The 25,900-nt window shown below is 39.6% G+C and carries 24 protein-coding genes; 15 read left to right on the top strand and 9 right to left on the bottom strand.

The genetic code is table 11. The features are described 5' to 3' along the window. Positions 1 to 40 precede the first annotated feature (40 nt). The 4 genes from QQJ93_RS13610 to fcrX all read left to right on the top strand — a co-directional run bounded on the left by QQJ93_RS13610 (position 41) and on the right by fcrX (position 2,376). Complete coding sequence (locus QQJ93_RS13610; RefSeq protein ID WP_089123292.1) at positions 41 to 811, top strand: alpha/beta fold hydrolase; 771 nt, start codon at positions 41 to 43, stop codon at positions 809 to 811. Positions 812 to 905: 94 nt separating this feature from the next. Continuing rightward, positions 906 to 1,127, top strand: a complete 222-nt coding sequence (locus tag QQJ93_RS13605; RefSeq protein ID WP_027696997.1) for a DUF2788 domain-containing protein — start codon at positions 906 to 908, stop codon at positions 1,125 to 1,127. An 80-nt stretch (positions 1,128 to 1,207) separates the two neighbouring features. Then, positions 1,208 to 1,735 (top strand): flavodoxin FldA, encoded by a 528-nt coding sequence (gene fldA, locus QQJ93_RS13600; protein ID WP_089123293.1) that lies wholly within the window; start codon positions 1,208 to 1,210, stop codon positions 1,733 to 1,735. 194 nt (positions 1,736 to 1,929) lie between these two features. After that, complete coding sequence (fcrX, locus tag QQJ93_RS13595; protein WP_089123294.1) at positions 1,930 to 2,376, top strand: ferric iron uptake transcriptional regulator FcrX; 447 nt, start codon at positions 1,930 to 1,932, stop codon at positions 2,374 to 2,376. Positions 2,377 to 2,508: 132 nt separating this feature from the next. Here fcrX and glnS read toward each other — a convergent pair whose 3' ends face one another. Beyond that, entirely contained in the window at positions 2,509 to 4,173 is a 1,665-nt protein-coding gene (gene glnS / locus QQJ93_RS13590; protein WP_089123295.1) for a glutamine--tRNA ligase, read from the bottom strand. Between the two features lie 207 nt (positions 4,174 to 4,380). Further along, positions 4,381 to 5,940, bottom strand: coding sequence for an N-acetylglucosamine-specific PTS transporter subunit IIBC (gene nagE / locus QQJ93_RS13585; protein WP_089123296.1), 1,560 nt, complete (start codon positions 5,938 to 5,940; stop codon positions 4,381 to 4,383). Between the two features lie 273 nt (positions 5,941 to 6,213). Between nagE and nagB the strand changes: the two genes are divergently transcribed. From nagB to asnB, 5 genes are all read left to right on the top strand, one after another. After that, positions 6,214 to 7,017, top strand: a complete 804-nt coding sequence (gene nagB / locus QQJ93_RS13580; protein WP_089123297.1) for a glucosamine-6-phosphate deaminase — start codon at positions 6,214 to 6,216, stop codon at positions 7,015 to 7,017. Between the two features lie 13 nt (positions 7,018 to 7,030). Continuing rightward, positions 7,031 to 8,167: an N-acetylglucosamine-6-phosphate deacetylase gene (nagA, locus tag QQJ93_RS13575; RefSeq protein ID WP_089123298.1), complete on the top strand. Its 1,137-nt coding sequence runs from the start codon at positions 7,031 to 7,033 to the stop codon at positions 8,165 to 8,167. A gap of 1 nt (position 8,168) precedes the next feature. Then, positions 8,169 to 9,383, top strand: coding sequence for a DNA-binding transcriptional regulator NagC (nagC, locus tag QQJ93_RS13570; protein ID WP_089123299.1), 1,215 nt, complete (start codon positions 8,169 to 8,171; stop codon positions 9,381 to 9,383). Positions 9,384 to 9,475: 92 nt separating this feature from the next. After that, positions 9,476 to 11,098 carry a cation:proton antiporter family protein gene (locus QQJ93_RS13565; RefSeq protein ID WP_089123300.1) on the top strand — a complete coding sequence of 541 codons (1,623 nt, stop codon included), beginning with the start codon at positions 9,476 to 9,478 and terminating at the stop codon, positions 11,096 to 11,098. Positions 11,099 to 11,325: 227 nt separating this feature from the next. Continuing rightward, positions 11,326 to 12,990 (top strand): asparagine synthase B, encoded by a 1,665-nt coding sequence (gene asnB / locus QQJ93_RS13560; RefSeq protein WP_089123301.1) that lies wholly within the window; start codon positions 11,326 to 11,328, stop codon positions 12,988 to 12,990. A gap of 394 nt (positions 12,991 to 13,384) precedes the next feature. On the opposite strand, the gene rfaH is transcribed toward asnB, so the two are convergent. Then, positions 13,385 to 13,882, bottom strand: a complete 498-nt coding sequence (gene rfaH, locus QQJ93_RS13555) for a transcription/translation regulatory transformer protein RfaH (RefSeq protein WP_089123303.1) — start codon at positions 13,880 to 13,882, stop codon at positions 13,385 to 13,387. Between the two features lie 361 nt (positions 13,883 to 14,243). On the opposite strand from rfaH, the gene QQJ93_RS13550 reads away from it, so the two are divergent. Next, the gene (locus tag QQJ93_RS13550; RefSeq protein ID WP_089123304.1) at positions 14,244 to 15,743 is read left to right on the top strand and encodes a peptide MFS transporter; all 1,500 of its coding nucleotides are present in this window, start codon (positions 14,244 to 14,246) and stop codon (positions 15,741 to 15,743) included. A gap of 117 nt (positions 15,744 to 15,860) precedes the next feature. Here the strand turns inward: QQJ93_RS13550 and hemH are convergent, their stop codons facing one another. The 3 genes from hemH to htpG all read right to left on the bottom strand — a co-directional run bounded on the left by hemH (position 15,861) and on the right by htpG (position 19,721). After that, positions 15,861 to 16,829, bottom strand: coding sequence for a ferrochelatase (gene hemH, locus QQJ93_RS13545; protein ID WP_089123305.1), 969 nt, complete (start codon positions 16,827 to 16,829; stop codon positions 15,861 to 15,863). Between the two features lie 136 nt (positions 16,830 to 16,965). Then, positions 16,966 to 17,610 (bottom strand): adenylate kinase, encoded by a 645-nt coding sequence (gene adk, locus QQJ93_RS13540; RefSeq protein ID WP_089123306.1) that lies wholly within the window; start codon positions 17,608 to 17,610, stop codon positions 16,966 to 16,968. Between the two features lie 185 nt (positions 17,611 to 17,795). Beyond that, positions 17,796 to 19,721: a molecular chaperone HtpG gene (gene htpG / locus QQJ93_RS13535; RefSeq protein WP_089123307.1), complete on the bottom strand. Its 1,926-nt coding sequence runs from the start codon at positions 19,719 to 19,721 to the stop codon at positions 17,796 to 17,798. Between the two features lie 233 nt (positions 19,722 to 19,954). On the opposite strand from htpG, the gene QQJ93_RS13530 reads away from it, so the two are divergent. The 3 genes from QQJ93_RS13530 to QQJ93_RS13520 all read left to right on the top strand — a co-directional run bounded on the left by QQJ93_RS13530 (position 19,955) and on the right by QQJ93_RS13520 (position 21,662). Then, the gene (locus tag QQJ93_RS13530) at positions 19,955 to 20,806 is read left to right on the top strand and encodes a winged helix-turn-helix domain-containing protein (protein WP_089123308.1); all 852 of its coding nucleotides are present in this window, start codon (positions 19,955 to 19,957) and stop codon (positions 20,804 to 20,806) included. An 8-nt stretch (positions 20,807 to 20,814) separates the two neighbouring features. Further along, entirely contained in the window at positions 20,815 to 21,321 is a 507-nt protein-coding gene (locus tag QQJ93_RS13525) for a regulatory protein ToxS (RefSeq protein WP_089123309.1), read from the top strand. A 65-nt stretch (positions 21,322 to 21,386) separates the two neighbouring features. Further along, positions 21,387 to 21,662, top strand: a complete 276-nt coding sequence (locus QQJ93_RS13520; protein ID WP_089123310.1) for an Rdx family protein — start codon at positions 21,387 to 21,389, stop codon at positions 21,660 to 21,662. Positions 21,663 to 21,789: 127 nt separating this feature from the next. Here QQJ93_RS13520 and yfcE read toward each other — a convergent pair whose 3' ends face one another. Then, positions 21,790 to 22,392, bottom strand: coding sequence for a phosphodiesterase (gene yfcE, locus QQJ93_RS13515; RefSeq protein ID WP_089123311.1), 603 nt, complete (start codon positions 22,390 to 22,392; stop codon positions 21,790 to 21,792). Positions 22,393 to 22,481: 89 nt separating this feature from the next. Here yfcE and QQJ93_RS13510 point away from each other — a divergent pair, with 89 nt between their 5' ends. Both QQJ93_RS13510 and QQJ93_RS13505 read left to right on the top strand, forming a co-directional pair. Further along, positions 22,482 to 23,399: a TIGR01777 family oxidoreductase gene (locus tag QQJ93_RS13510; protein ID WP_089123312.1), complete on the top strand. Its 918-nt coding sequence runs from the start codon at positions 22,482 to 22,484 to the stop codon at positions 23,397 to 23,399. A gap of 320 nt (positions 23,400 to 23,719) precedes the next feature. Next, positions 23,720 to 24,574 carry a co-chaperone YbbN gene (locus tag QQJ93_RS13505; protein ID WP_089123313.1) on the top strand — a complete coding sequence of 285 codons (855 nt, stop codon included), beginning with the start codon at positions 23,720 to 23,722 and terminating at the stop codon, positions 24,572 to 24,574. Between the two features lie 49 nt (positions 24,575 to 24,623). Here the strand turns inward: QQJ93_RS13505 and cueR are convergent, their stop codons facing one another. Both cueR and QQJ93_RS13495 read right to left on the bottom strand, forming a co-directional pair. Next, entirely contained in the window at positions 24,624 to 25,019 is a 396-nt protein-coding gene (gene cueR / locus QQJ93_RS13500) for a Cu(I)-responsive transcriptional regulator (protein WP_089123314.1), read from the bottom strand. Between the two features lie 89 nt (positions 25,020 to 25,108). Continuing rightward, on the bottom strand, positions 25,109 to 25,849 hold the full coding sequence (locus QQJ93_RS13495) for a YccT family protein (protein ID WP_089123315.1): 741 nt from the start codon (positions 25,847 to 25,849) through the stop codon (positions 25,109 to 25,111). Positions 25,850 to 25,900 lie beyond the last annotated feature (51 nt).

Raw genomic sequence — 25,900 nt, 5'->3', positions numbered from 1 at the left:
TATTATGATGCCAATTCGTACTTTCTGCTACAGGATTATTATGCATTCCCCACAACTTAACCATACAATTCAAGGCCAAGGCCCAGCAATCCTTCTTATTCATGGCCTTTTTGGTAGCTTAAGCAATTTAGGTTTATTAGCGAGAGATTTGGTTCAAGACCATACTGTGATTAGCGTTGATTTACGCAATCATGGGCATTCTTTTCACAGTAACTCCATGAACTACTCTGTCATGGCGGATGATCTCAATCAGTTGTTGGTTGATTTAAATATTTCATCCGCCATGGTTATTGGCCACTCTATGGGTGGGAAAGCAGCCATGGCACTTTGCGATATTGCAGCTGACAAAGTTAGTAAACTCATCGTATTAGATATGGCACCTGTAGCCTATCAAGAAAGGCGTCATGATAATGTGTTTGCTGGTTTAAAAGCGGTTATCGATGAAAAGCCTCAAAGCCGAAAACAAGCCCTAGACTGTTTAGCACAACATATTGAAATAGATGGCGTTCGCCAATTTCTCGCTAAATCGCTATATTCTAAGGATGGATACTTACAGTGGTTGTTTAATGTTGAGGGGATCATTAATAGCTATCAACACATTCAAGACTGGGCTGAAATCTCCCCTTTCCAGGGCGGAACTTTATTTTTAAAAGGCGCTGATTCTGACTACTTAATGCCGGAACACCAGGCGGCTATTCAAAAACAGTTCCCAAATAGTAAAGCCCATATTATTGCTAATACCGGTCACTGGCTGCATGCAGAAAAACCACTAGAGGTCGTTCGTTCTATCCGTCGATTTATTAATAAATAATTCGCATTTCACTTATTCAGCGAACGACTTCGCATTAACTTTCAATTGTATTAATGCTATAGTTCGGGGATAAAAAACAACGGTGATCAAACGCATGCTTTATGAACATATCAATACCATAGAATCTCTAGGCTTAGATCTGTTTTTTGCATCGTTATTTTTATTGATTGGTTTAGCCATCAAAGATGTTTTAAAACAAGGTAATGTCCCGGTGTTTGGCCGTCGTATAGTATGGCTTGTTCTATTTTTAGGTTGTGCGGGCTTTATCGCCAAAGGGTTAATCCAAATGAGCTGGGAAGGCACTGGCTTAGGCTAACCACCGTACAACCGTAACGTATTCTTTTTAATTAGATAGATACCGGCGTTTCCGGTAATAGATAAGTAGGTAATATTTCTATGGCAAGTGTAGGACTCTTCTTTGGTAGCGACACAGGTAATACTGAAGCGGTTGCTAAAATGATACAAAAAGAACTTGGAAAACAACTTGTTCACGTACAAGATATTGCAAAGAGCAGCAAAGAAGATATTGATAATTTTGATCTATTACTGCTTGGCATTCCAACTTGGTACTACGGTGAATCTCAATGCGACTGGGATGACTTTTTCCCTGAACTTGAAGCAATAGATTTCTCAACTAAGCTCGTTGCTATTTTTGGCTGTGGTGACCAAGAAGATTATGCTGAGTATTTCTGTGATGCGATGGGAACGATTCGCGATATCGTTGAAGCGAAAGGTGGCACTATCATTGGTTATTGGCCAACTGAAGGTTATGAGTTTGAAGCCTCAAAAGCATTAGTCGACGATGACAACTTTATCGGCTTATGTATTGATGAAGACCGTCAACCAGAATTAACAGATGAACGCGTTAAAACTTGGTCAAAGCAGATTTATGATGAAATGTGTCTAGCAGAATTAGCTGATTAATCAAAATTTTGTGACATACCAAGATACCTCCTCTGTGAGGTATTTTGTTATCCTCACTCTAATGCTATAGTCATTTTAGATACATTTTTACAACATATAATGAAACGCAGTGAACTTGGTCGGTTAGTTCGAGTCATATTTACTGATGTCATTCATGCCTTCTGTTTTAATGCAGAATCTCACAGGAAAGTACAATGCCAGATAACAACCAAGCTCTAAAGGAAGCAGGTCTTAAAGTCACCTTACCTCGATTAAAAATTCTAGAGGTACTGCAACAACCAGACTGCCAACATATCAGTGCCGAGGATTTATATAAGAAACTGATCGATCTTGGTGAAGAAATTGGCCTTGCAACCGTTTACCGTGTTTTAAACCAATTTGATGACGCAGGTATCGTAACCCGTCACCATTTTGAAGGTGGTAAATCTGTATTTGAATTATCAACTCAGCATCACCATGATCACCTTGTTTGTCTCGATTGCGGTGAAGTTATTGAATTTACAGATGATCTTATTGAAGAACGACAAAAAGAAATTGCTGCTAAATATAACGTAGTGCTAACGAACCACAGTTTATATCTTTACGGTCGTTGCGCTGACGGTAATTGTAAAACGGATACTAATGCACACAAAACTAAGTAATTTTTCTGATTAACTTTCTACTTATTTAGTTTGGCACAAATAAAAAAGCACCTCATCTGATATGAGGTGCTTTTTATCTATGGAATCAAAACTAGTAAGGCGAGAAATACCCACCCTACATAGATATATCGATTATTGTGCGTCGATCTTAGCCCAAGTATCACGCAAGCCAACAGTGCGGTTGAATACTAAAGCTTCTGGAGAAGAATCTTTTGCATCAACACAGAAGTAGCCAGTACGCTCAAACTGAAAACCGACACCTGCTTCAGCATCGGCTAAGCTTGGTTCAACATAGGCTTTCTTGACAACCAAAGACTCAGGGTTAATAGTCGCCGCAAAATCATCCGCCGCTGCAGGGTTTGGCACAGTAAAAAGACGGTCATATAAACGAACGTCAGCCTCTAAACCTTTATCAGCAGAAACCCAGTGGATAACACCTTTTACTTTACGGCCATCACTTGGATTTTTACCCAAGGTTTCTGGATCGTAAGTACAGTAAATCGTCTTCACGTTGCCCTGATCATCTTTTTCAATACGGTTAGCTTGAATCACGTAAGCACCACGTAGACGAACTTCTTTACCAAGAACTAAACGTTTGTATTTCTTGTTTGCTTCTTCACGAAAATCATCCGCTTCAATCCACACTTCACGTGTAAAGGGAACCTCGCGACTGCCCATTTCAGGTTTATTTGGGTGATTAGCGATCGTCAATACTTCTTCACCTTCAAAGTTTTCAATCACGACTTTGACAGGATCGAGTACCGCCATCGCACGCGGTGCATTTTCATTTAGGTCTTCACGAATACATGCTTCAAGTGAACTAAACTCAATCATATTATCTTGCTTTGTGACACCAATACGTGAACAAAACTCGCGAATAGACCCCGGAGTAAAGCCACGACGACGTAAACCAGAAATCGTTGGCATACGAGGGTCATCCCAACCGTTCACTAATTTCTCAGTAACTAATTGATTTAGCTTACGCTTAGACATTACTGTGTATTCTAAATTTAAACGGCTAAATTCGTACTGATGAGGCTGAGTTTCAATCGTGATATTTTCTAAAACCCAGTCATATAAACGACGGTTATCTTGAAATTCCAACGTACATAGTGAGTGCGTAATACCTTCTAACGCATCGGAAATACAATGAGTAAAGTCATACATTGGATAAATGCACCACTTATCCCCTGTTTGATGGTGATTGATAAAACGCACACGATAAAGCACAGGATCACGCATTACGATAAACGAAGATGCCATATCGATCTTAGCACGTAAGCAAGCCTTACCTTCTTCGAATTCACCCTTACGCATTTTTTCAAATAAGGATAAGTTTTCTTCAACACTACGGTCGCGATATGGGCTATTTTTCCCAGGCTCTTTTAAAGTGCCACGATATTCACGAATTTCATCAGGAGTCAGCTCATCGACATAAGCTAAACCTTTTTCAATCAATTCAACAGCGTAACCATATAACGCATCAAAATAGTTAGATGAGTAGCAAATCTCGCCATCCCAATTAAAACCTAACCAGTTCACGTCTTGTTTGATTGATTCAACGTATTCAATGTCTTCTTTCGCTGGGTTAGTATCATCAAAGCGAAGGTTACACTTCCCTTGGTAATCTTGCGCCAGGCCAAAGTTTAAGCAAATAGACTTAGCATGACCAATATGCAGATAGCCATTAGGTTCTGGTGGGAAACGGGTATGGATCCCAGTGTGTTTGCCGTCCGCTAAATCCTTATCAATAATTTGACGGATAAAGTTAGATGGTCGAGCCTCAGCTTCACTCATCGATAGTACCTCAATAAATATAAGAGTCTTTTTATAATTAGGGCTAATGATCCACAATTCTAGCCCTTTACACAACTAGAAGTGATATTTTCTTTCTCAAAAAGACCAAAAGTCTTCCAAGCACCCAAAATTCACGCTTTTACTTTTGCTACAAGATAAAAAAAGACTCCACAACGGGAGCCTTTTATTAGATATGTTGATTACCGATTACGGTAGAACAACATCCGATAAATCATCAGAAGCTGGGATGTCTTTCATCTCACCTGCAACGATTTCAGCCAGTGGGCCAAGAATAACTTGTAGGTTATTTTCACCTAACTTAACAACACCTTTTGCGCCAAGCTTTTTCAATACCGCTTCATCTACGATAGAGCGATCTTTCAATGTTAGGCGTAAGCGAGTGATACAGGCATCAATCGTAGTCACGTTATCGTGGCCACCTAGAGCTTTTAGGTATTGACGTGCAACTGCACCAGAAGGTTTCTCTGACTTATCAGCAGGAGCAGACACTTCTTCGTCTTCACGACCAGGCGTTTTCATGTTGAACGCACGGATTAGGAAACTGAAGATAAAGAAGTAAGCAGCACCGAATGCTAAACCGATTAGTAGTAATGTTACTGGTTTAGTTGCTAGACCCCAGTTCAATACAAAGTCAATTAGACCTGCAGAGAAACCAAAGCCATGTAGCGTACCAAACATGTTAGCAACCACTAGAGATAAACCAGTTAATACTGCGTGTACCGCATACAAACCAGGAGCTAGGAACATAAACATGAACTCTAGAGGCTCTGTAATACCCGTTAGGAATGAACAGAAAGCAACTGAGAACAATGCACCAGCAACTTGACCACGGCGCTCAGACGGAGCTGCTAGGTACATAGCTAAAGCACCACCAGGAAGACCGAACATCATGATTGGGAAGAAGCCATTCATGAATACACCAGCAGATTTGTCACCACCGAAGTAACGGTTCAAGTCGCCCGTTTTAACAACATCTTTCACGCTATCAACAACAGCTGTGATTTCTGGAGTTACTGCATTTTTAAATGTGAATGTGTGCTCTTGACCTACCACTAATGTTTTAGCAACCGCAGGATCAACACATAATTGGTGAATATTAGAGAACGCACCAGAAGCCGTTACCATGATTTCTTGACATGAGCCCATACCAAACCAAAAGTAAGAGTTAAGTACATGATGAAGACCAACAGGAATTAACGCACGGTTCAATGTACCGTAAATAAACTGACCAATTGCGCCAGACGTTGAAATACCATGAGCTAAAACATCAAGTCCGTGTTGAACCATCGGCCAAACCACACCGAAAACAGCACCAGCTACTAAAGCAACTAAGCCCGCCATAATTGGAACTAAACGACGACCAGAGAAGAAAGCCAACCATTCAGGTAAGCGTGTAGCATGGAATGCGTTATAACAGTGCCCTGCAATGATACCTGCGAAGATACCACCGAAGAATGACATATTAACTTCAGCATTAATTTGTTGCGCTGTCGCGGTTAATACAAAGTAAGCAACGGCACCAGCTAAACCAGCCGCGCCCGCACCATCTTTAGATAAGCCAATTGCAATACCTAAACCAAATAGTAAAGGTAATTGGCTGAAAATAGCATTACCGGCTGATGCCATAAATGCGATGTCTAACAGGTCAGGTTGACCTAGACGAAGTAAAAGCGCTGCAACAGGTAATGTTGCAATAGGTAGCATCAACGCTTTACCTAGTCTTTGTGCATATCCAAGTATATTCACCGTAATTCCCCCCTATAGGATTGGTAAAATTCGTATTACTTATTTTTCTTAAAGAATTTAGTACATCGACAGTCTATTCAATTAATTTTAGTCCGCAAATTAAAACCCTGTTATTTGTGATCTTTATCAAGAGTTATTTGCTAGTTTGCGTAATTCTTGTGAAGGATTTATCTTATTTATACTAGATAGTTTCCAAAACTTATTTTATCATGCAAAATAATGAAATGAATATCCTATTCTCAACTTTAGTTTTTGTTCTATTAGAGGTGTACTGTGAGACTAATTCCACTCGATAATGCAAATGAAGTTGGCCTATGGTCAGCTCGCCATATTGTAAATAAAATCAATAAGTTCAACCCAACTGAAGACCGACCTTTTGTTCTAGGTTTACCGACTGGTGGCACACCTCTAAATACCTATAAGCAATTAATTAAACTGCATAAAGCTGGTGAGGTAAGTTTTAAGCACGTTGTGACATTTAACATGGATGAATATGTTGGATTAGCAACTGATCACCCTGAATCTTACCGTTCATTTATGTATGAAAACTTTTTCAACCATATTGATATTCAAGAAAAAAACATCAACTTGTTAAATGGTAATACTGATGACCATGAGGCTGAGTGCAAACGTTACGAGGATAAAATCAAGTCCTACGGACGTATCAACTTATTCATGGGTGGTGTAGGTAACGATGGCCACATTGCATTCAATGAACCTGCATCTTCCCTATCTTCACGTACTCGAATCAAAACACTGACCGAAGATACACGTATCGCTAATTCACGCTTCTTCAATGGTGATATTAGTCAAGTACCAAAGTATTCGCTAACTATCGGAGTTGGTACTCTATTAGATTCTGAAGAAGTTATGATTTTGATCACAGGCCACAATAAAGCTCTTGCTTTACAAGCGGCAGTAGAAGGATCAGTCAATCATCTTTGGACAGTGTCTGCCTTACAACTGCATGCAAAATCAGTCATTGTATGTGATGACCCTTCAACTCAAGAACTTAAAGTAAAAACAGTGAAATACTTTAAAGAGCTTGAAGCAGAAAATATTAAGAATTTGAAATAAGAGGATGCCTACTATGTATGCTCTGATAAATGCAAAAATCTACACAGGCCATGACGTACTTATAGATCACGCTGTGTTAGTGGATGCAGGTAAAATTCAATCTATTGTTAAAATAGATGAACTACCAAAAGAGATAGAGACTTACGATCTACAGGGCACAAATCTTAGTCCAGGTTTTATCGATCTACAGCTAAATGGCTGCGGCGGCGTAATGTTAAATGACGAAGTCACCGCCGATACTATGCACATCATGCATAAAGCGAATTTAAAATCTGGCTGTACTAGCTTTTTGCCAACATTAATTACGTCATCTGACGAAGATATGCAGCAAGCAATATCGGCAGCTCGTGAATATCAGCAACGCTACCAGAACCAATCTTTGGGGCTACACTTAGAAGGTCCTTACCTTAATGTTCTGAAAAAAGGCATCCATCGACCTGACTTTATTCGCAAATCAGATGATGAAATGATTCAAACAATCTGTGATAACCACGATGTCATTGCCAAGGTAACCTTAGCGCCTGAGCAAAATGAACCTGAGCATATCCAACGCTTAAGAGATGCTGGTATCGTTGTCTCTATCGGTCACACTAACGCAACTTACCAAGAGGCTCGTCAAGGTTTTGCTAATGGTATTACATTTGCAACTCACCTTTTCAATGCGATGACTCCAATGGTTGGACGTGAACCAGGTGTTGTTGGTGCAATCTACGACACTTCTGAAGTTTATGCTGGTATTATTGCTGACGGCTTCCATGTAGACTATGCCAACATCCGAATTGCCCATAAAATCAAAGGTGATAAGCTAGTATTAGTGACGGATGCCACAGCTCCAGCAGGAGCTGACATGGATCACTTTATTTTTGTTGGTAAGAAAGTATATTACCGAGATGGTAAGTGTGTTGATGAAAATGGCACACTTGGTGGTTCAGCTTTAACCATGATTGAAGCCGTACAAAATACGGTTGAACATGTAGGTATCGCTTTAGACGAAGCACTGAGAATGGCCACGCTTTATCCTGCCCGAGCAATCGGTGTAGAGAGACAGCTTGGTGAAATCAAACCGGGAATGGTCGCAAACCTAACTGTGTTTGATCGTGACTTCAAGGTAAAAGCGACGATTGTTAACGGACAATACGAGCAGACATAGAATGAATGGCGGACAAATTGGTAATGTAGATTTAGTTAAACAACTTAATAGCGCGGCAGTATATCGCCTAATTGACCAACAAGGTCCAATTTCGAGAATACAAGTTGCCGATGTTAGCCAATTAGCCCCCGCCAGTGTCACTAAGATCACTCGCCAACTACTTGAACGAGGATTAATTAAAGAAGTAGCGCAACAAGCCTCTACTGGGGGGAGACGCGCTATTTCTTTAACCACAGAAACCACGCCTTTCCATTCGATTGCTATTCGTTTAGGACGAGATTATATCCAGTTAAGTATCTATGACTTAAGTGGTCATGAACTTGCTAATCATCACGCCTCTTTTAAGTACGATAAACAACAAGATCTACTTGATGGTTTAGTTCTACATACCAAAGCATTCCTCAATCAGAACAAAGATATTATCGAGCAATTAATTGCTATCGGTGTCACTCTTCCTGGCTTAGTAAACCCTGAAACTGGGGTAGTTGAATACATGCCGAATACCGAAATCGATAATCTTTCTTTGGGTAAATTATTAAGCGATACATTTGAAGTTGAAACCTTTGTCGGTAACGATATTCGAGGATTAGCTCTGGCTGAACATTATTTTGGAGCAAGTCGTGACTGCCAAGATTCAATCTTAGTGAGTGTTTACCGCGGTACTGGTGCAGGTATCATAGTTAACGGCCAAGTATTCTTAGGGTCTAACCGCAACGTAGGGGAAATCGGCCACGTACAAATTGAACCACTAGGCGATCGCTGTCAATGTGGTAATTTTGGTTGCTTAGAAACCATTGCCGCCAACCCTGCTATTATTGCTCATGTACAATCACGCCTTGATCAAGGTTTTCCATCAAGCTTATCCCATGTAGATAAACTCACTATGAGTGTGATTTGTGAACATGCAAATCAAGGAGATGACTTAGCTAGCCAAGCACTTATCCGTGTTGGACACTACCTAGGTAAAGCCATCGCCATGACAGTTAACTTATTTAATCCACAAAAAATCATCATCGCAGGTGAACTGGTTAAATCGAAAGATATTATCTTTCATGCCATTCAACGAAATATTGAAAGCCACTCACTCGCTACGTTTCACAAAAACCTGCCGATAGTAGAATCTAAACTATATGAACAACCTACCATCGGGGCATTCGCCATGATCAAACGCGCAATGCTTAATGGTGTGCTACTGCAAAAATTACTGGGTGAGTAAGATAAATAGCAATATTTTTTAACAGTTATGTATATAATTCCTACGGGTATACCTATTGGTATACCCGTTTTTTATTTTAGAGAAAGGAATACATGGATATTTTGCTTATTATCGCCGCTTTTGTTTCCGGCTTCATCGCGCTCAAATGCAACCTTCCACCATTAGTCGGTTTTTTAATTGCAGGATTTTCCTTGCAATATGCAGGCTTTGTTAGCAATGAAACCATTACTACATTGTCCGATTTAGGCGTCACTCTTCTACTCTTTACCATCGGGCTAAAGCTAGATGTCAAAACCTTACTTGCTAAAGAAATTTGGGCTAGTGCTACTTTGCATAATGTACTATCAACTGCTTTCTTTACTTTAGCCCTGCTCGGTCTAAAAACTATCGGGATTAGCCTGTTTAGCGATATTGACACCACTCAAATATTGTTACTTGGCTTTGTACTATCTTTTTCCAGTACCGTATTTGCGATTAAAAGTTTAGAAGAAAAAGGCAGCATGAACTCAACCTTTGCCACCATATCAATTGGTATTTTGGTTATGCAGGATATTTTTGCTGTTCTTTTCCTCACTATCTCGACAGGTAAACTACCTGAATGGTATGCGCTAGCGCTTTTTGTTCTTCCTTTTCTTCGCCCTCTTTTTTACAAAATTCTAGACAAGTGTGGCCATGGCGAGATGCTAGTCTTATACGGATTTTTTATGGCACTCGTAATGGGAGCTGGTCTTTTTAAACTCGTTGGAATGAAGGCAGATTTAGGTGCATTAATTTTAGGCATGTTACTGGCTGGTCACTACAAAGCATCTGAACTATCTAAATCTCTCTTTAACATTAAAGAGTTATTTTTAGTCTGCTTTTTCTTAAATATAGGTTTATCTGATGCTCCTACTCTAGATGGCTTTATTCTTGCTCTACTATTGCTTTGCCTATTGCCAATTAAGGGCGCACTGTACTACGTGGTCATAAACTTGTTTAAGTTCCGAGTACGCACTTCTCTACTTGCCTCGCTGACCTTATTGAACTATAGCGAGTTTGGACTGATTGTCTCTGGCATTGCTTATAAACTCGGTTGGTTACCGGGTGAAATGATGATCGCGATTGCTATGGCCGTTTCTTTATCTTTCATTATCGCTGCCCCAATCAATAATATAAGCCATAAAATTTACCGCTATACGTCACATTGGTTAAGAGAGCAAGCGGATGAAAAGCTACACTTAAAAGATAAGCGTATTAACCCGGGTCATGCACAGGTGCTGATCTTAGGAATGGGCCGTATTGGTACTGGTGCTTACGATGAAATTCGTACCCGTTATGGCAAAATCAGCTTGGGGGTAGAAACTCGATCTGATGTGGTGCAAACACATAGAACCAGTGGTAGAAATGTCATCCAAGGCGATGCAACGGATTCAGATTTCTGGGAGCGCATTCTTGATATAGCCAATGTAAAACTGGTGCTGCTTGCTATGCCCCATCACAAAGGAAATCAATCAGCACTCGAGCAGTTAAAAGCTCGCAACTACCAAGGACAAATAGCAGCAATTGCCGAGTATCCAGATCAAGTAGCTGAAATGACACAAAGTGGCGTGGATGCTGCATTTAATATCTATAACGAAGCCGGTGCAGGTTTTGCTCGTCATGTATGCGATAAATTAAACCCGCAATTTAAAACAATGCAACCGGGCGATTGGGATACAAGTAATAATTTAACCTAGTCTCCATCTATTCGGATAAAAATCGACCGAGAATGGATTTTATTCATCAATAAATTAAATTTGGTGAATAAAATTCACATAACTTGCTTTTATGTGATTAATTTAATAATGATTGGTTGCTTTTTTTATTGATCGTGGCAAATTGGCTTTAACAGATTAAATTAGCTCTAACAAACTAATTAGCTCTAACAAACTAAAAGTTTAAAACGGATTTTAAGGAAGAGAATATGTGTTCAATATTTGGCATTTTAGATATTAAATCGGATCCAACCCCATTACGCCCATTAGCACTGGAAATGTCTAAAAAACTTCGCCACCGTGGCCCAGATTGGTCAGGTATCTACGCTTCAGATAAAGCAATTCTAGCTCATGAACGTTTATCTATTGTAGGCTTAAACAGTGGCGCACAACCTCTTTATAGCGAAGATAAAAAACACATATTGGCAGTGAATGGCGAGATTTATAACCACAAAGAAATCCGTGCTCGTTATGCTGACAAGTTCAACTTTCAAACCGATTCTGATTGTGAAGTTATCCTAGCGCTGTATCAAGAACTTGGTGAAGATTTATTAGAAGAATTAAATGGTATTTTTGCTTTCGTTTTATACGATGAAGAAAAAGATAAATACTTGGTTGGCCGTGACCACATCGGTATTATCCCTCTTTATCAAGGTTATGATGAACACGGTAACTATTACGTAGCATCTGAAATGAAAGCGCTGGTACCGGTATGTAAAACCATCAGTGAATTCCCTCCAGGCAGCTACTACGGCTCTGATGATGCTAAGCCTGTTCGCTACTACCAGCGTGATTGGATGGAATATGCAGCAGTACAAGGTAACCTAACAAGTAAAGAAGATTTAACTCAAGCACTAGAAGATGCGGTGAAGCGTCAGCTAATGACTGATGTACCATACGGCGTATTACTTTCTGGAGGTCTCGACTCTTCTATTACTTCTGCGGTTGCTAAACGTTTTGCCGCCATGCGTATCGAAGATGACAGCCAATCTCAAGCTTGGTGGCCACAACTGCACTCTTTTGCCATTGGTCTAGAAGGCGCACCTGATTTAAAAGCAGCTCGTGAGGTTGCCGATAAACTGGGTACTGTTCACCATGAAATGACCTACACCGTTCAAGAAGGTATCGATGCCATTCGTGACGTGATTTATCACATTGAAACATATGATGTGACTACGATTCGCGCTTCTACCCCAATGTTCCTACTCGCGCGTAAAATTAAAGCGATGGGTATTAAAATGGTACTTTCCGGTGAAGGGGCAGATGAAATCTTTGGTGGCTACTTGTATTTCCATAAAGCACCAAATGCCAAAGAGTTCCATGAAGAAACAGTACGTAAACTACTTGCGCTAAACATGTTTGATTGTGCCCGTGCTAACAAATCATTGGCTGCTTGGGGTGTTGAAGGCCGTGTCCCATTTTTAGACAAAGAGTTTATTGACGTTGCAATGCGTCTAAACCCTGAAGATAAAATGTGTGGCAACGGCAAAATGGAAAAACACGTTTTACGTGAATGTTTTGAACATTACTTGCCAGAGTCGATCGCATGGCGTCAAAAAGAACAGTTCTCAGATGGCGTGGGCTATAACTGGATTGATTCTTTAAAAGCACAAGCGGAAGAAAAAGTAACCGACCAACAACTAGAGACCGCAGCATTTAAATTCCCATACAACACGCCAACAACTAAAGAAGGCTATGTATACCGTGAGATTTTTGCTGAGTTGTTCCCTCTAGAGTCAGCGGCTGAATGTGTACCTGGCGGACCATCAGTAGCATGCTCATCAGCCACTGCGATTGAATGGGATGAGTCATTTAAAAACAATGCCGATCCATCTGGTCGTGCCGTGAAAGCCGTCCATAACGACGCTTATTAATCCCAACCTTTTTTATTTATAAGCATAATAAAAGCCTACCGCACATGAGTGTTGGTAGGCTTTTTACATTACAGAATTAATGATGAAAGAGTAGCAAACCTCAAACTACCCATTGAAATAATTCATATACCCAAATGACTTCAAGATGCGAGTTTCAGCAAGAATAAAACAAGCTTTAGGCAAGGCAAATTGAATATGATCATAGTTATTCTATCTCTACTCAATTTAACGCGGCATAAAGCTTGTTTTAACTTGCCCTTCGGGAGCTTCATCCAAACCTTTATACCGCGTCAGATTGGTTTGAAAGGTGCTTACATTCCTTCGCCAATCTTTCTTGCCTAAAGGTTTGGATGATAGCTCTGAATTCTGCATCTTGAAGTCATTTGGGTATATATTAATTACGCCATTCAACATCACTATTTTCGACCCTAACTTCAACTTCCTGATTAATCAGTGTGATGAGTAAAATAGAACGTTTTTCACCATCTGGCTCTTGATAAATAGCTTTCAACCCAGAAAATTGACCCGATTTTATTTGAATAGTTTCACCTTTTTTAGGTGCTTGTTCTTCTAATAATTCTTCTTGATAAATTCGACGTTGTAGGTGCTGAATTAAAGATCTCGATACTTTATGTGGCTTACCACCAAAGCGAACAAAATCCATTACACCTCTGGTTGAACGAATAGTCGTAAAGCTAAGGTGTTCTTCATCTTCCAATGCGATAAATATATAAGAAGGAAACAATGGCTCCATAACCTGTTGCCTTTTTCCTCTTAGGATTTTTTCTATTTCTATTTCAGGGTAATAGCACTCAACACCTTGGTTTTCCAAATGCATTTTGGCCCTTTTCTGTTCTCCGCGCTTGCAATACAATAAATACCAAGACTTCATACTATTCATACCCTAGAAAATTTCACCTATTCTAACATTTATCGCTATTAGTAAAAATGATGAAACCCCATCGCAACATTAACTTACACTTTACATTTCAGTCACCCTTGTAACTTGAGAGGTTATTTTGTAGGCAAATGATAAAAAATCCTAATTTGATGACAAATTGGCATTGTGATTTTGAAATTTGAACTGTATATATAATGTAATATTAGATTCTGTGATCTAAAGCATAAATAAAACTAATGCTAAATGTAAATCGATATGACAACTAAAAAATCTTATTTATCGATCACTAACGCAACATTATATGGCAAATATAACCTTCGTTATAACTGCCACTACACAAATGGAAATTCACATGACAACACAACAAGTCACTGTTTCAAAGACTAAGTCATTTATGACTGTGTCCATGATTGAGTTATGGGAACGATTTGGCTACTACGGTATGCAAGCACTGATCGTCTACTTCATGATTCAACGCCTAGGATTTGAAGATTCACGCGCAAACTTAGTATGGGGTGCTTGTGCCGCATTAATTTATGTCTCGCCAGCTATCGGTGGTTGGATTGGAGATAAAGTTCTCGGCACCAAACGTACCATGATCATCGGTACGTTTATTTTATCTTTGGGCTACGCTCTAATGACGTTGCCATCTGAAAATACTTGGGTTCTCTTTTTCGCTCTAGGCGTGGTAGTTGTTGGTAACGGTATGTTTAAACCTAATGCCGGTAACCTCGTCCGTAAAATTTATGAAGGAGATGATTCTAAAATCGATAGTGCCTTCACGATTTATTATATGGCAGTAAATGTAGGCTCAACCATTTCAATGCTATTGACTCCTTGGGTAAAAGATTACGTTAATGAGCAGTATCAAAATGAGTTTGGTTGGCACGCAGCATTTGCGGTTTGCTGCGTAGGCCTACTAGTTGGGTTAGCAAACTTCTTTGTGATGCGTCACGCACTAGAAAAATATGGTTCAGAACCCGACAAAAAACCGGTTGATGGTCGTAAACTTACTTTGGTACTAATTGGTTCAGTCATCGCAGTTGGTATATCAGCCTTAATTCTTCAATATCAAGAACTGGCGCGTATTTTTGTGTATGTTGCTGGTATTGTAGTACTTGCAATTTTCACTCACTTAATTCGCAGCAGTGAGCAACATGAACGTGCTGGATTAATTGCCGCTTTAGTCTTAATTATTCAAACCGTATTCTTCTTTATTTTCTACCAACAAATGTCGACATCACTTGCCTTGTTTGCATTACGAAATGTTGATCTGAACTTTACGGTATTTGGCTCTCACCTTCTTACCTGGTCACCAGCACAGTTCCAAGCATTAAATCCAATTTGGATCATGTTGCTAAGCCCAGTACTTGCATTCCTTTACTCAAAAGCAGGTGCTAAAAATAAAGATTTATCGATTGCGGCAAAATTCGCACTAGGGTTTGCTGTTGTTGCAATCGGCTTCTTTGTGTATGGGTTTGCAGGTAACTTTGCTATCAACGGTAAAACCTCTGCCTGGATCATGATTATCGGTTACGGAGCCTACTCTTTAGGTGAGCTACTCGTCAGTGGATTAGGTTTAGCGATGATTGCCCGTTATGCACCAGAGCGCATGGGTGGATTTATGATGGGCGCTTACTTCGTGGCTTCTGGTATTTCACAATATCTAGGTGGTGTAGTAGCAAACTTTGCCAGTATTCCAAAAGGCATGACAAACCCGCTAGAAACCTTAACGGTATATACGAGCTTATTCAATAAACTCGGTATAGCTGCCGTAGTTTGTACCTTTATCGCATTAGCCGTTTTACCTCTAATGCGTCGACTAGATAAACAACACCAAGGTATTCAGTAATTAACTACCGACTATAGTTAATAACTGAATCCTCAACGTGTAAAAAATACCGCACAATTCAACTTGAACTGAACTGTGCGGTATTTTTATGTTAGATAACCAGGTAAATTCAATACATTATTGCGTAGAACGAATCAAGTCAGCCATCATTTCAATATGCTCATCCGAGTCATTTAAACATTCAATATATCGATAACCTTGTCCACCTGCAGTCTGATAGATATCTTTACATTCAATGGCAATTTCTTCTAAGGTTTCAATGCAATCACAAGCAAAAGCGGGGGAAATAACATCTAACTTTTCAAATCTCTTGTCAGCTAAGTTTTCGAGTGTTTTATCGGTATAAGGTTGCAACCACTCTTCTTTACCAAAGCGAGATTGATAGCTCATACCTATTTGCTCTACCGATAAACCAAGTTCAAGGCGCAACAACTCTGTGGTTCTTTCACAATGTTTAGGATACATATCACCTTGATTAGCAAGACGCTGTGGAATTCCATGATATGAACACAACAAGTAGTCACCTTGTCCATGCTGTTGCCAATAATCTCGAACCTTACTTGCTAGAGCTTTTATATATAGAGGGTGTTGATGGTAATCACGGATTAAGTGGTACCCTGGTAAGGCAATCATTTTGCTCAGACTACGTGATAATGCATCAGATACCGCCGCTGTTGTAGTACTCGAATATTGTGGATATAAAGGCAATATCGTAATCGTATCGCAGCCCTGCTCAATCAACTTATTAAGGCCGCTTTCAATACTCGGATTACCGTAAGTCATTCCTAGTTCTACCGGGATTTGCAGCGCCTTGGCAAGTTTTTCGGCTTGGCGCTTTGAATACACCATTAAAGGTGACCCTTCATCCATCCAGACTTGTTGATAGACTTTGGCCACTTTAGGTGAACGCAACGGTAAAATTACACCATTCAGTAGAGGCCACCAAAATAATCGTGGGATACTAACAACACGTTTATCACTCAAAAAAGGTTTTAAAAAGTCTTTTACCCCTTGAGCTGATGGAGATTCTGGCGTTCCAAGGTTGACTAATAAAATGCCTGTTTTACTTACGATTAACTTGCCCATCCTCGACCTCTACAAAAGATATAAAAAAGCGACATTACGAATAATGTCGCTCAATATAACAAAAATCTTACTCAGTCACTTATCTATTTTGCCTATCAAATCAATCGTTAAATAGACGCCAAAATAAGCCTGAAAATTAAGATAATGCTTTTTCGATATCAGCACTCACTTCTGAAACTTGCTTAGTACCATCAAATTTCAAGTATTGAGTATTGCCCGCTTCAGCTTCTTTATTGTAATAAGCAATAAGAGGAGCTGTTTGCTCATGGTAAACACCCAAACGAGCACGTACTGTCTCTTCTTTATCATCATCACGAACCACTAGGTCTTCACCCGTTACGTCATCTTTACCTTCCACTTTAGGTGGGTTGTAAGTAACGTGGTAAGTACGACCAGATGCTAGGTGAGCACGACGACCAGCCATACGCTCAACAATCACGCTGTCAGCAACGTCGAATTCGATCACGTAGTCCACTTCAACACCTAGCTCTTTCAAGCCATCAGCCTGAGGGATAGTGCGAGGAAAACCGTCTAGTAAGAAACCTTTTTCACAATCAGCTTGTGCAATGCGCTCTTTGATAAGACCAAGAATAATATCATCAGAAACGAGTTGACCCGCATCAATAACCGCTTTCGCTTGCTTGCCCATTTCAGTGCCAGCTTTAATTGCAGCACGTAACATGTCACCGGTTGAAATTTGTGGAATACCAAACTTGTCCATGATGAATTGAGCTTGAGTGCCTTTACCTGCCCCCGGAGCACCTAAAAGAATGATGCGCATGTATATTCCTCTTATTTAAAATTTTTTATACCGAAGCTCACTGTAATGTATACAAAACAATGAAGACACTACGGTAAGTTTCGGTATAAGGATGAAGTCAGCATATCCCTGTTGTATCAAAAAATACTGACTTATTACAAAACTAGGGCCAGAATTTTACCACAACTTCCAGCCCTATTTCATTTTTACTTAGTAAGAAGTGCGTTGATTGCACCCACAAAGTGACTTGGATCTTCCATTGCACCACGTTCTGCGAGCATAGCTTGGCCAAGTAACACTTCAACCCAACGACCAAATGCTTCTTCATCTGCCTCATCTGCCATGCGCTTCACTAACGCATGATTAGGATTTAGTTCGAAGATGTACTTCACTTCAGGAACTTCTTGTCCAGCCGCCGCTAACAATTTCGCCATCTGTGTACCCATTTCATAATCATCAGTCACAACAACCGCTGGCGTACTTGCAAGCTTGAAGGTAGTGCGAACTTCTTTTACTCGGTCGCCCAAGTAATTTTGAGTACGCTCAACAACAGACTTAAACTCTTCTTCTGTTTCTTTCTGTTGTTCTTTCTCCGCTTCATCTTCAAATTTAGACAGATCAAGACCCGCTTTAGTGATTGCTTGGAATTGCTTGCCATCGAACTCGGTTAAGTAGTTCATTAACCACTCATCAATGCGATCAAACATCAGAATCACTTCCAGACCTTTCGCTTTAAATTGCTCTAGGTGTGGGCTGTTTTTTGCCGCAGCGTAGCTATCAGCCGTTAGATAATAAATTTTATCCTGACCTTCTTTCATACGCTCAACATAAGAAGCTAAAGATACGGTTTGCTCTGAATTATCAACATGAGTCGAAGCAAAGCGCATTAAACCAGCAATTTTCTCTTTATTTGAAAAGTCTTCTGCCGGGCCTTCTTTTAGAACAAGACCAAACTCTTTCCAGAAGCTTTGGTATTTTTCTTCATCACGGTTGGCCATTTTTTCCAACATACCAAGCACACGTTTAGTACACGCGCTTCGTAGCGATTGAGTGATCTTGTTATCTTGTAAAATTTCACGAGACACGTTTAATGGCAGATCGTTAGAATCAATTAAGCCTTTTACAAAACGTAAGTAAGAAGGCATAAACTGCTCAGCATCGTCCATAATAAAGACGCGTTGCACATATAACTTCAAACCTGCTTGATGATCACGGTTCATCATATCCCAAGGGGCTTTCGAAGGAATGTATAACAAGCTAGTGTAATCATTTTTACCTTCAACCTTGTTATGGCTCCAGGTTAGCGGATCAGCAAAGTCATGCGAAACATGCTTATAGAACTCAATGTACTCTTCATCATTGATCTCGCTTTTCGCGCGCGTCCATAATGCTTGAGCTTTGTTAATCTGCTCCCAAGACGCTTCTTTTTTAGTGACTTTAGTGCCGTCTTCGTTTTCTTCGCCAGTTTCAACGTCTTTTTCTGTCCAAATGGATACTGGAATGCCAATATGATCAGAGTACTTGCCAATTACATCACGCAGACGATATTCATTTAAGAATTCTTTACCTTCTTCACGCATGTGTAAAATAATGTCGGTACCACGTGTTTCTTTGATAATGTCTTCAATAGTGTAATCGCCTTCACCCGCAGAGTGCCATTGGACAGCTTTATCTGCAGGTAGACTTGCCGCGCGAGTGCGAACTGTTACCGCATCTGCCACAATGAAAGCCGAATAAAAGCCAACGCCAAATTGACCAATTAATTGAGAGTCTTTGCTTTGATCTTCGGACAATTTAGAAAAGAAATCTGCAGTACCCGATTTAGCAATGGTTCCTAGGTGCTCAATCACATCTTCACGTGACATACCAATGCCATTATCAGAAATGGTCAGTGTATTGGTTTCACTGTTAAAAGAGAGCTTAACACCTAGATCGGCATCGCCTTGGTACAAATCTGAATTCGATAATGCCTGAAAACGTAACTTATCTGCTGCATCAGAGGCATTGGAGATCAGCTCTCGTAAGAAGATTTCTTTATTGGAATACAGAGAGTGAATCATCAAGTGCAGTAGTTGTTTTACTTCTGATTGAAATCCACGTGTTTCTTTATTTGTTGTCATTGTATCGCTCATTAGAACTCCACTCTTATTTGTACAGCTGGTATAGCCAAGTTGTTTGTTAAAAACCTACTCTACAAATTTGGGCAGGTGAATATAAATTCAAGGTAAAAAATCATCAAAACCGTGTTTTTCTTATCATTTTTTATTATCATAAAGATGAAAAACATCACAAAATCTAAATTTCGCGAATTTTTAGCTGTGCGAAAGGTCGATTTCAACCAATTTTTGCTACTGAGAACACCTAAATGACCAATATAGGCACTAAATATATTCTTGCCCAAAAGTTCATATTCGATCCTTATAGCAATACGCTAAGCGATCTGAATGATGACAATAATATCGTACGTTTAGGAAGTAATGAGAGCCGTATACTTTTAATCTTGATCGAAAACTCAAATCAAGTGGTGAGCCGAGATCAATTACACGAGTATGTATGGCGAGACCAAGGATTTCAGGTCGACGATTCAAGTCTTACTCAAGCAATTTCTACACTTAGAAAAATGCTGCAAGATTCAACAAAATCTCCTCAATTTGTGAAAACAGTACCAAAACGAGGCTATCAATTAATCTCTTCAGTTGATATTGCCCCCCAATCACATGAAGTGGCAGATAAAGCTCAAGATCTGAATTCTGAAGATGACCAGTCAACAACTACTCATCATGTTGAAGAAGCAAAACAAACGGTTAACTCAAGTCAGAATATAGCTGCAAGCGCGAAAGAAACATCAACTAACGTAGACAGTAAGGTCCCTACTTGGCTTTATTTAGTCTGGGCACTGATTGTAATATTACCGTTCTTTGTATGGATGAGCGAAGTGCCGAAGAGCAATGAGCTGACTAAAATTGAAATGGAAAGCAACATTCCACTTTTTGTACCAGCGAACCAACCCAAAATAGATCAATGGTTGCCAATTATAGAAAGGTGTACCAAGGCTTATCAGAAACATGTTCCAACAACACTCTCTCGAGTGATCGCAACCGGTGGTGAAAGTGAGCATATTGCTTTAAATTATATCTACCCTCTCAAAGACACCGAACAAAATAAAACCATCGTATTGTTTGTTAACCAAACAAACTTTGAATCCCTTTGTCAATAGAGGCTAGCATGAAAAAGACAATATCAATTATCGCACTTGCTGTAGCTCTAATAGGTTCATGGAATTATTGGCAAGGTGATATCAAGTTAAAACAAGAACTGACATCAAGAGAATGGCAGTCCACGACAATTGCTTATATGAACTTCTGGGATCAAAAGATTCAACACTTAGACAAAGCGAGTATTTCATCAACCGTGAAGTACTTACCAAACCAGACATATATCAAAAACTCGACACTGATTTTCACGAGCAAGGATATTGAAAAGCCCGTAGAAATTGTCATATCAGAATCTGGAAACTGGGAGCTTAGCGATCATTATTTAATTGTTGATGCGAGCGAATTTAAAGATATTTCGACCACACCAATAACTCAGATAACACCAGCACAAGTTGAAAAACTGAAAACACTATTTAAGATTAACGCTCAACAAAGCCGAAAAATCGATGTGATCAATAATCGCACTTTATTGCTTACCAGCTTGGCGCACGGCTCAACCATTTTATTCTCTCAATAATATGGTCTCTGAATAACACAAGGGCAAGTCAACAGTTTGCCCTTTTTCTTACCTAAGAGTGTCGCATGAAAGCAAAAATTGAAATCTTTTACTGTCGTCAATGCAATTGGATGCTTCGTGCTTCGTGGCTAAGCCAAGAACTACTTCATACTTTTAGCGAAGAAATAGAAAGTGTCGCTCTACACCCAGATACTGGTGGCCGATTTGAAATTTTCTGCAATGGCCAAGTTATTTGGGAAAGAAAAACCGATCATGGATTTCCCGAAGCAAAAATTCTCAAACAACGAGTTCGTGACATTATCGCTCCAGATAGAAACCTAGGGCATTCCGACAATAAATAAGCTCAGATTAAATAGTTTATACCCAAGTAACTTCAAGGTGCGAGTTTCAGCAAGAATAAAACAAGCTTTAGGCAAGGCAAATTGAAGATGATAATAGTCATTCTATCTCTGTTCAATTTAACGCGGCCTAAAGGTTTGGATGATAGCTCTGAATTCTGCACCTTGAAGTCACTTGGGTATATTTATATTGACCGCTTAAAATCTCTTCACCACCATTTAATTTACAGACTCTAAACACGTCACCTTCATATAGGCCATAACTCGCCTCAATTTGGCCACGAGGAAATGTCGTGGAGCCTGGATTAAAGATAAAATGCTCTCCGACCCAAGCAGCTTGTGGTATATGACTGTGCCCGTGGCATAAAACATCCCCAGCATTCAGAAGAGGTAGATGTTGTTGATTATAGATATGTCCGTGAGTTAAAAATAATTTGCTCCCTGAATCTAACAGGACAACCGTATAATCACTCATAATTGGAAACTCTAAAAGCATTTGGTCAACTTCACTATCACAATTACCGCGAACAGCAATAATATGAGTTTTGTATTGATTGAGTAATTGAGCGACCTGAACCGGATCATAACTAACTGGGATAGGGTTACGAGGACCATGATTCAGCACATCTCCCAATAAAATAAGATGCTCCGCTTCCGAACGTTCAAAATGCTTCAATGCTGTTTTAGTCGCCTTAAGACAGCCATGCAAGTCGGAAATAAAAAAGAGTTTCATATCATTATCACTTTGTTGAGGTAAGTTAAAATAGCCCTCGCAGAAGTCACACCTAACGCTATAATAACAGTGACAAACAAGGAGATGTTATGCATATATTAATGACTGGAGGAACTGGATTTATCGGTTGTGAGTTAGTTAAACACCTCACAGGCCATCACATTACTGTGTTAACACGTTCACCGAAAAAAGCCAAATCAGCATTACGGCATGCTGACTTTTCAAACATTGACTATATCAACAAATTATCCAACGTCTCTGATCTTAATCATATAGATATTGTGATCAATCTTGCTGGTGAGCCTATTGCCGCAAAACGCTGGTCATCCACTCAGAAACAGAAAATATGTCATAGCCGCTGGGATACAACACAGCAACTTGTCGATCTCATTAAAAAAAGCAGCTCACCACCCAAATGTTTAATTAGTGGATCAGCCGTCGGAATTTATGGTGATAAAGACAAACAGCAAGTGTATGAAAATACTCCACTTGCTAAGGGCGGCTTCCCTTTCAAAGTTTGCCAACAATGGGAATCTATTGCACTACAGGCACAAAGTGACAAAACACGAGTATGTCTATTAAGAACAGGCATAGTATTAGGTACTGAAGGGGGAGCTTTGGCTGCCATGCTACCACCATTCAAGTTTGGTGTTGGCGGTAAAATGGGAACGGGTGAACAATATATGCCATGGATACACTTGCAAGACGCAGCAAGAGCAATTGCATACTTAGTGAATCACCATAAAGCCAATGGAATTTTCAACCTAAGTGCACCTCACCCTGTCACCAATCTCGCGTTTAGTGATGGCTTAGCAAAAACATTAAAACGCCCGGCTATGATAACAACACCTAAATGGTTGATGAAATTCATCATGGGCGAATCATCACAATTACTCTTTGATAGTGTCAGAGCCAAACCCAAACACCTAACTGAACTTGGCTTTATATTCACCTTTTCTCACTTAGAACCCGCACTAAAACAAATTCTTCATGCTAGAGAGAATTAATTTAACAATTTTACTCCCCAATAATTACATGTCATTAAACCTTAATAATCGTGTGTCATTATCCCATTATCAAGAGGCGTATTAATGGAGTTGTATGATGACCCTCAACCAACTTAACTGGCTGTGTATAGCCATCGTATGTACCATTTTTTTGATGTTCTAGTGACAGAAAAACCTGCTGAGTGCCCATTAACAAATCAAACGAATCACTTTCTCTTTTATCTTATTACCTTGAATTATCATAGTGGTGACCTCATTGTTATATAAATGATTTAGGCCTCCTAAGCCTACAACACCTAAGTGACTTCAAGGATATTGAAATGCAGCCAGAATTCATCATTGAAATTAATGAACAAAATTTCCGCCCAACGATAGAACTTTCTCAGCAACAGCCCGTTCTTATCCACTTTTGGGCACCATCTGTGGCTGAAAGCACTCCTGTTATAAATGAATTACAAGCACTGGCTAATCAATATCAAGGTGCATTCACTCTCGCCTTTCTTAACTGTGAAGCAGAGCCAGCTTTAGCCTCTCAATTTGGTGTCCAATCGCTCCCAACGATTGCTTTGTTTTCTAATGGCCAAGCAGTCGATGGCATGGCTGGCCCTCAAAGTATTGAAATCATCACAAATATGTTGGTGAAACACCTTCCAAGCCCAGAAGATTTAGCTCTAAAAGCAGCCATTGAAGCAATGGAAAACAACCAACATCAAGAAGCTTTAACCTCACTACAGGCACTACCGGAACACTACACATCACGTGGAGATATCAAACTCGCCATTGCCGATTGTTTATTAGAAACACAACAGTTTGATCTTGCTAAAGCACAATTAGCCAATATTCCTCTTGAATACCAAGATAATTATTACAAAGGGTTGGTAGCAAAATTAGAATTGCACGAGCAAGCAGCAGATAGCCCAGAAATTCAAGCATTAGAGTCGCAATTTTCAGAAGACCCAACTAACCTATCTTGCCTTTGTGATTTAGCACTGCAATATCACCAAGTTGCACGAGATGAAGAAGCTCTGCAATTATTGATAGGAGTTTTAAAGAAAGATCTCCATGCTCATGATGGGGAAGTCAAAAAAGTATGTATGGATATTTTATCTGCACTAGGGCAAGGAAACGTACTCGCCTCTAAATATCGCAGACAACTTTATTCACTACTTTACTAGGTGGGCGTGTAGCGTATATTAAAAACACTCTACTTCAGAGTATACAAGCCTACTTCTGATTGCCCTTTAAGTTATCAATTATAGGGCAATCGGGATTATTATCCCCAGGACAATCATTTATCCATTGAGTAAGTTGTTTCTCGATTTGTTGCAGTTGCGATAATTTTTCTCTTACTTCAACCAATTTCTGATTAGCCGTTGCTTTCACATCACAACTATGACGAGTAGGATCATTAGCCAATTCAACTAAGCTTTTACACTCATCCAAGCTAAAACCAACCATTCGTGATCGCGCCACTAATTTAAGTTGCTCAACAATTTCCTCTGTATAATATCGATAACCATTTTCACCACGTAATGGTAGGTTAATCACTCCTTTCGATTCATAAAAACGAATAGACTTTGCCGACAACCCCGTTAATTTTGCGACTTGGCTAATGTTCATGATTGCCCTCCAAAATAAAATCGATCATAAAAAAGTTCATGATCGATTCAAAGTATACCATGTAGAACTAACAAATTAGCATGAGAAAATTACTCGACTTTCAGTAACCAAGTGAGGATTTGGCTTCTTTGCTCTTCAGATGCCTTTTTATACCAATAGCCTAGCATTTCACTTGGTTTGCCCGTTGTTTTTAGATCTTCAGAAACTTGTTTGCGATTTTGGAAAGCCCAAGATGAGAAGGCTTCTTTCTCTGATTGTTCAGCTTCTTGATACCAGTATTCAACCATTTCTTGTGGTTTGCTGATTTTAACATCTGCTTTTGCAGCAACAGTAGTAGAAACACTCGTCGCTCCAGCTAAGACAATATTATTGGCTTCATTATAGGCTGCTAATTCTTTTTCATAATCACGGGTAAAGCCACCAAGCGCTTCTAAACGATCTTGTTGAACATTCACCACATCATTATTTGCATTTTTAACGGTAAATTTAGGTTGTTTATCAAATTGTTTAGCGTCTTCTGTCGTCGCTATTTTAGAACTTGGGGAGATAGTTAAACTTGTGTCAGCTTGCTCTAAAGTGATCACTACTGGTACAGAGTTATATTTTTCATACTCACCACGGTTTTGTACTAACTTCTCAATTTGTACAACAATTTGGTTTTGACCATTTTCTAAATTGAATTCTTTTTTTGAAGTTAAGCTGAAACCAAGTTCATCACCATTAATTACAACAGGCTGTACATCCTGATTAAGGCCTATCTTGACATCTGCAGCAGATTGGAAAGAAGTTCCTACCAAACCAACTAACAACAAAATTTTAAATGATTTCATACTTCATCCTTAATCTTAAATAAAAACGGGCACCTTCAGTGGTGCCCGATT

Origin of the sequence: Vibrio algivorus, from assembly GCF_030161215.1 — a bacterium.
Lineage (GTDB): Bacteria > Pseudomonadota > Gammaproteobacteria > Enterobacterales > Vibrionaceae > Vibrio > Vibrio algivorus.
Note: the sequence above shows the minus strand (reverse complement) of the source record. Positions and strands in the feature narration are given on the sequence as shown.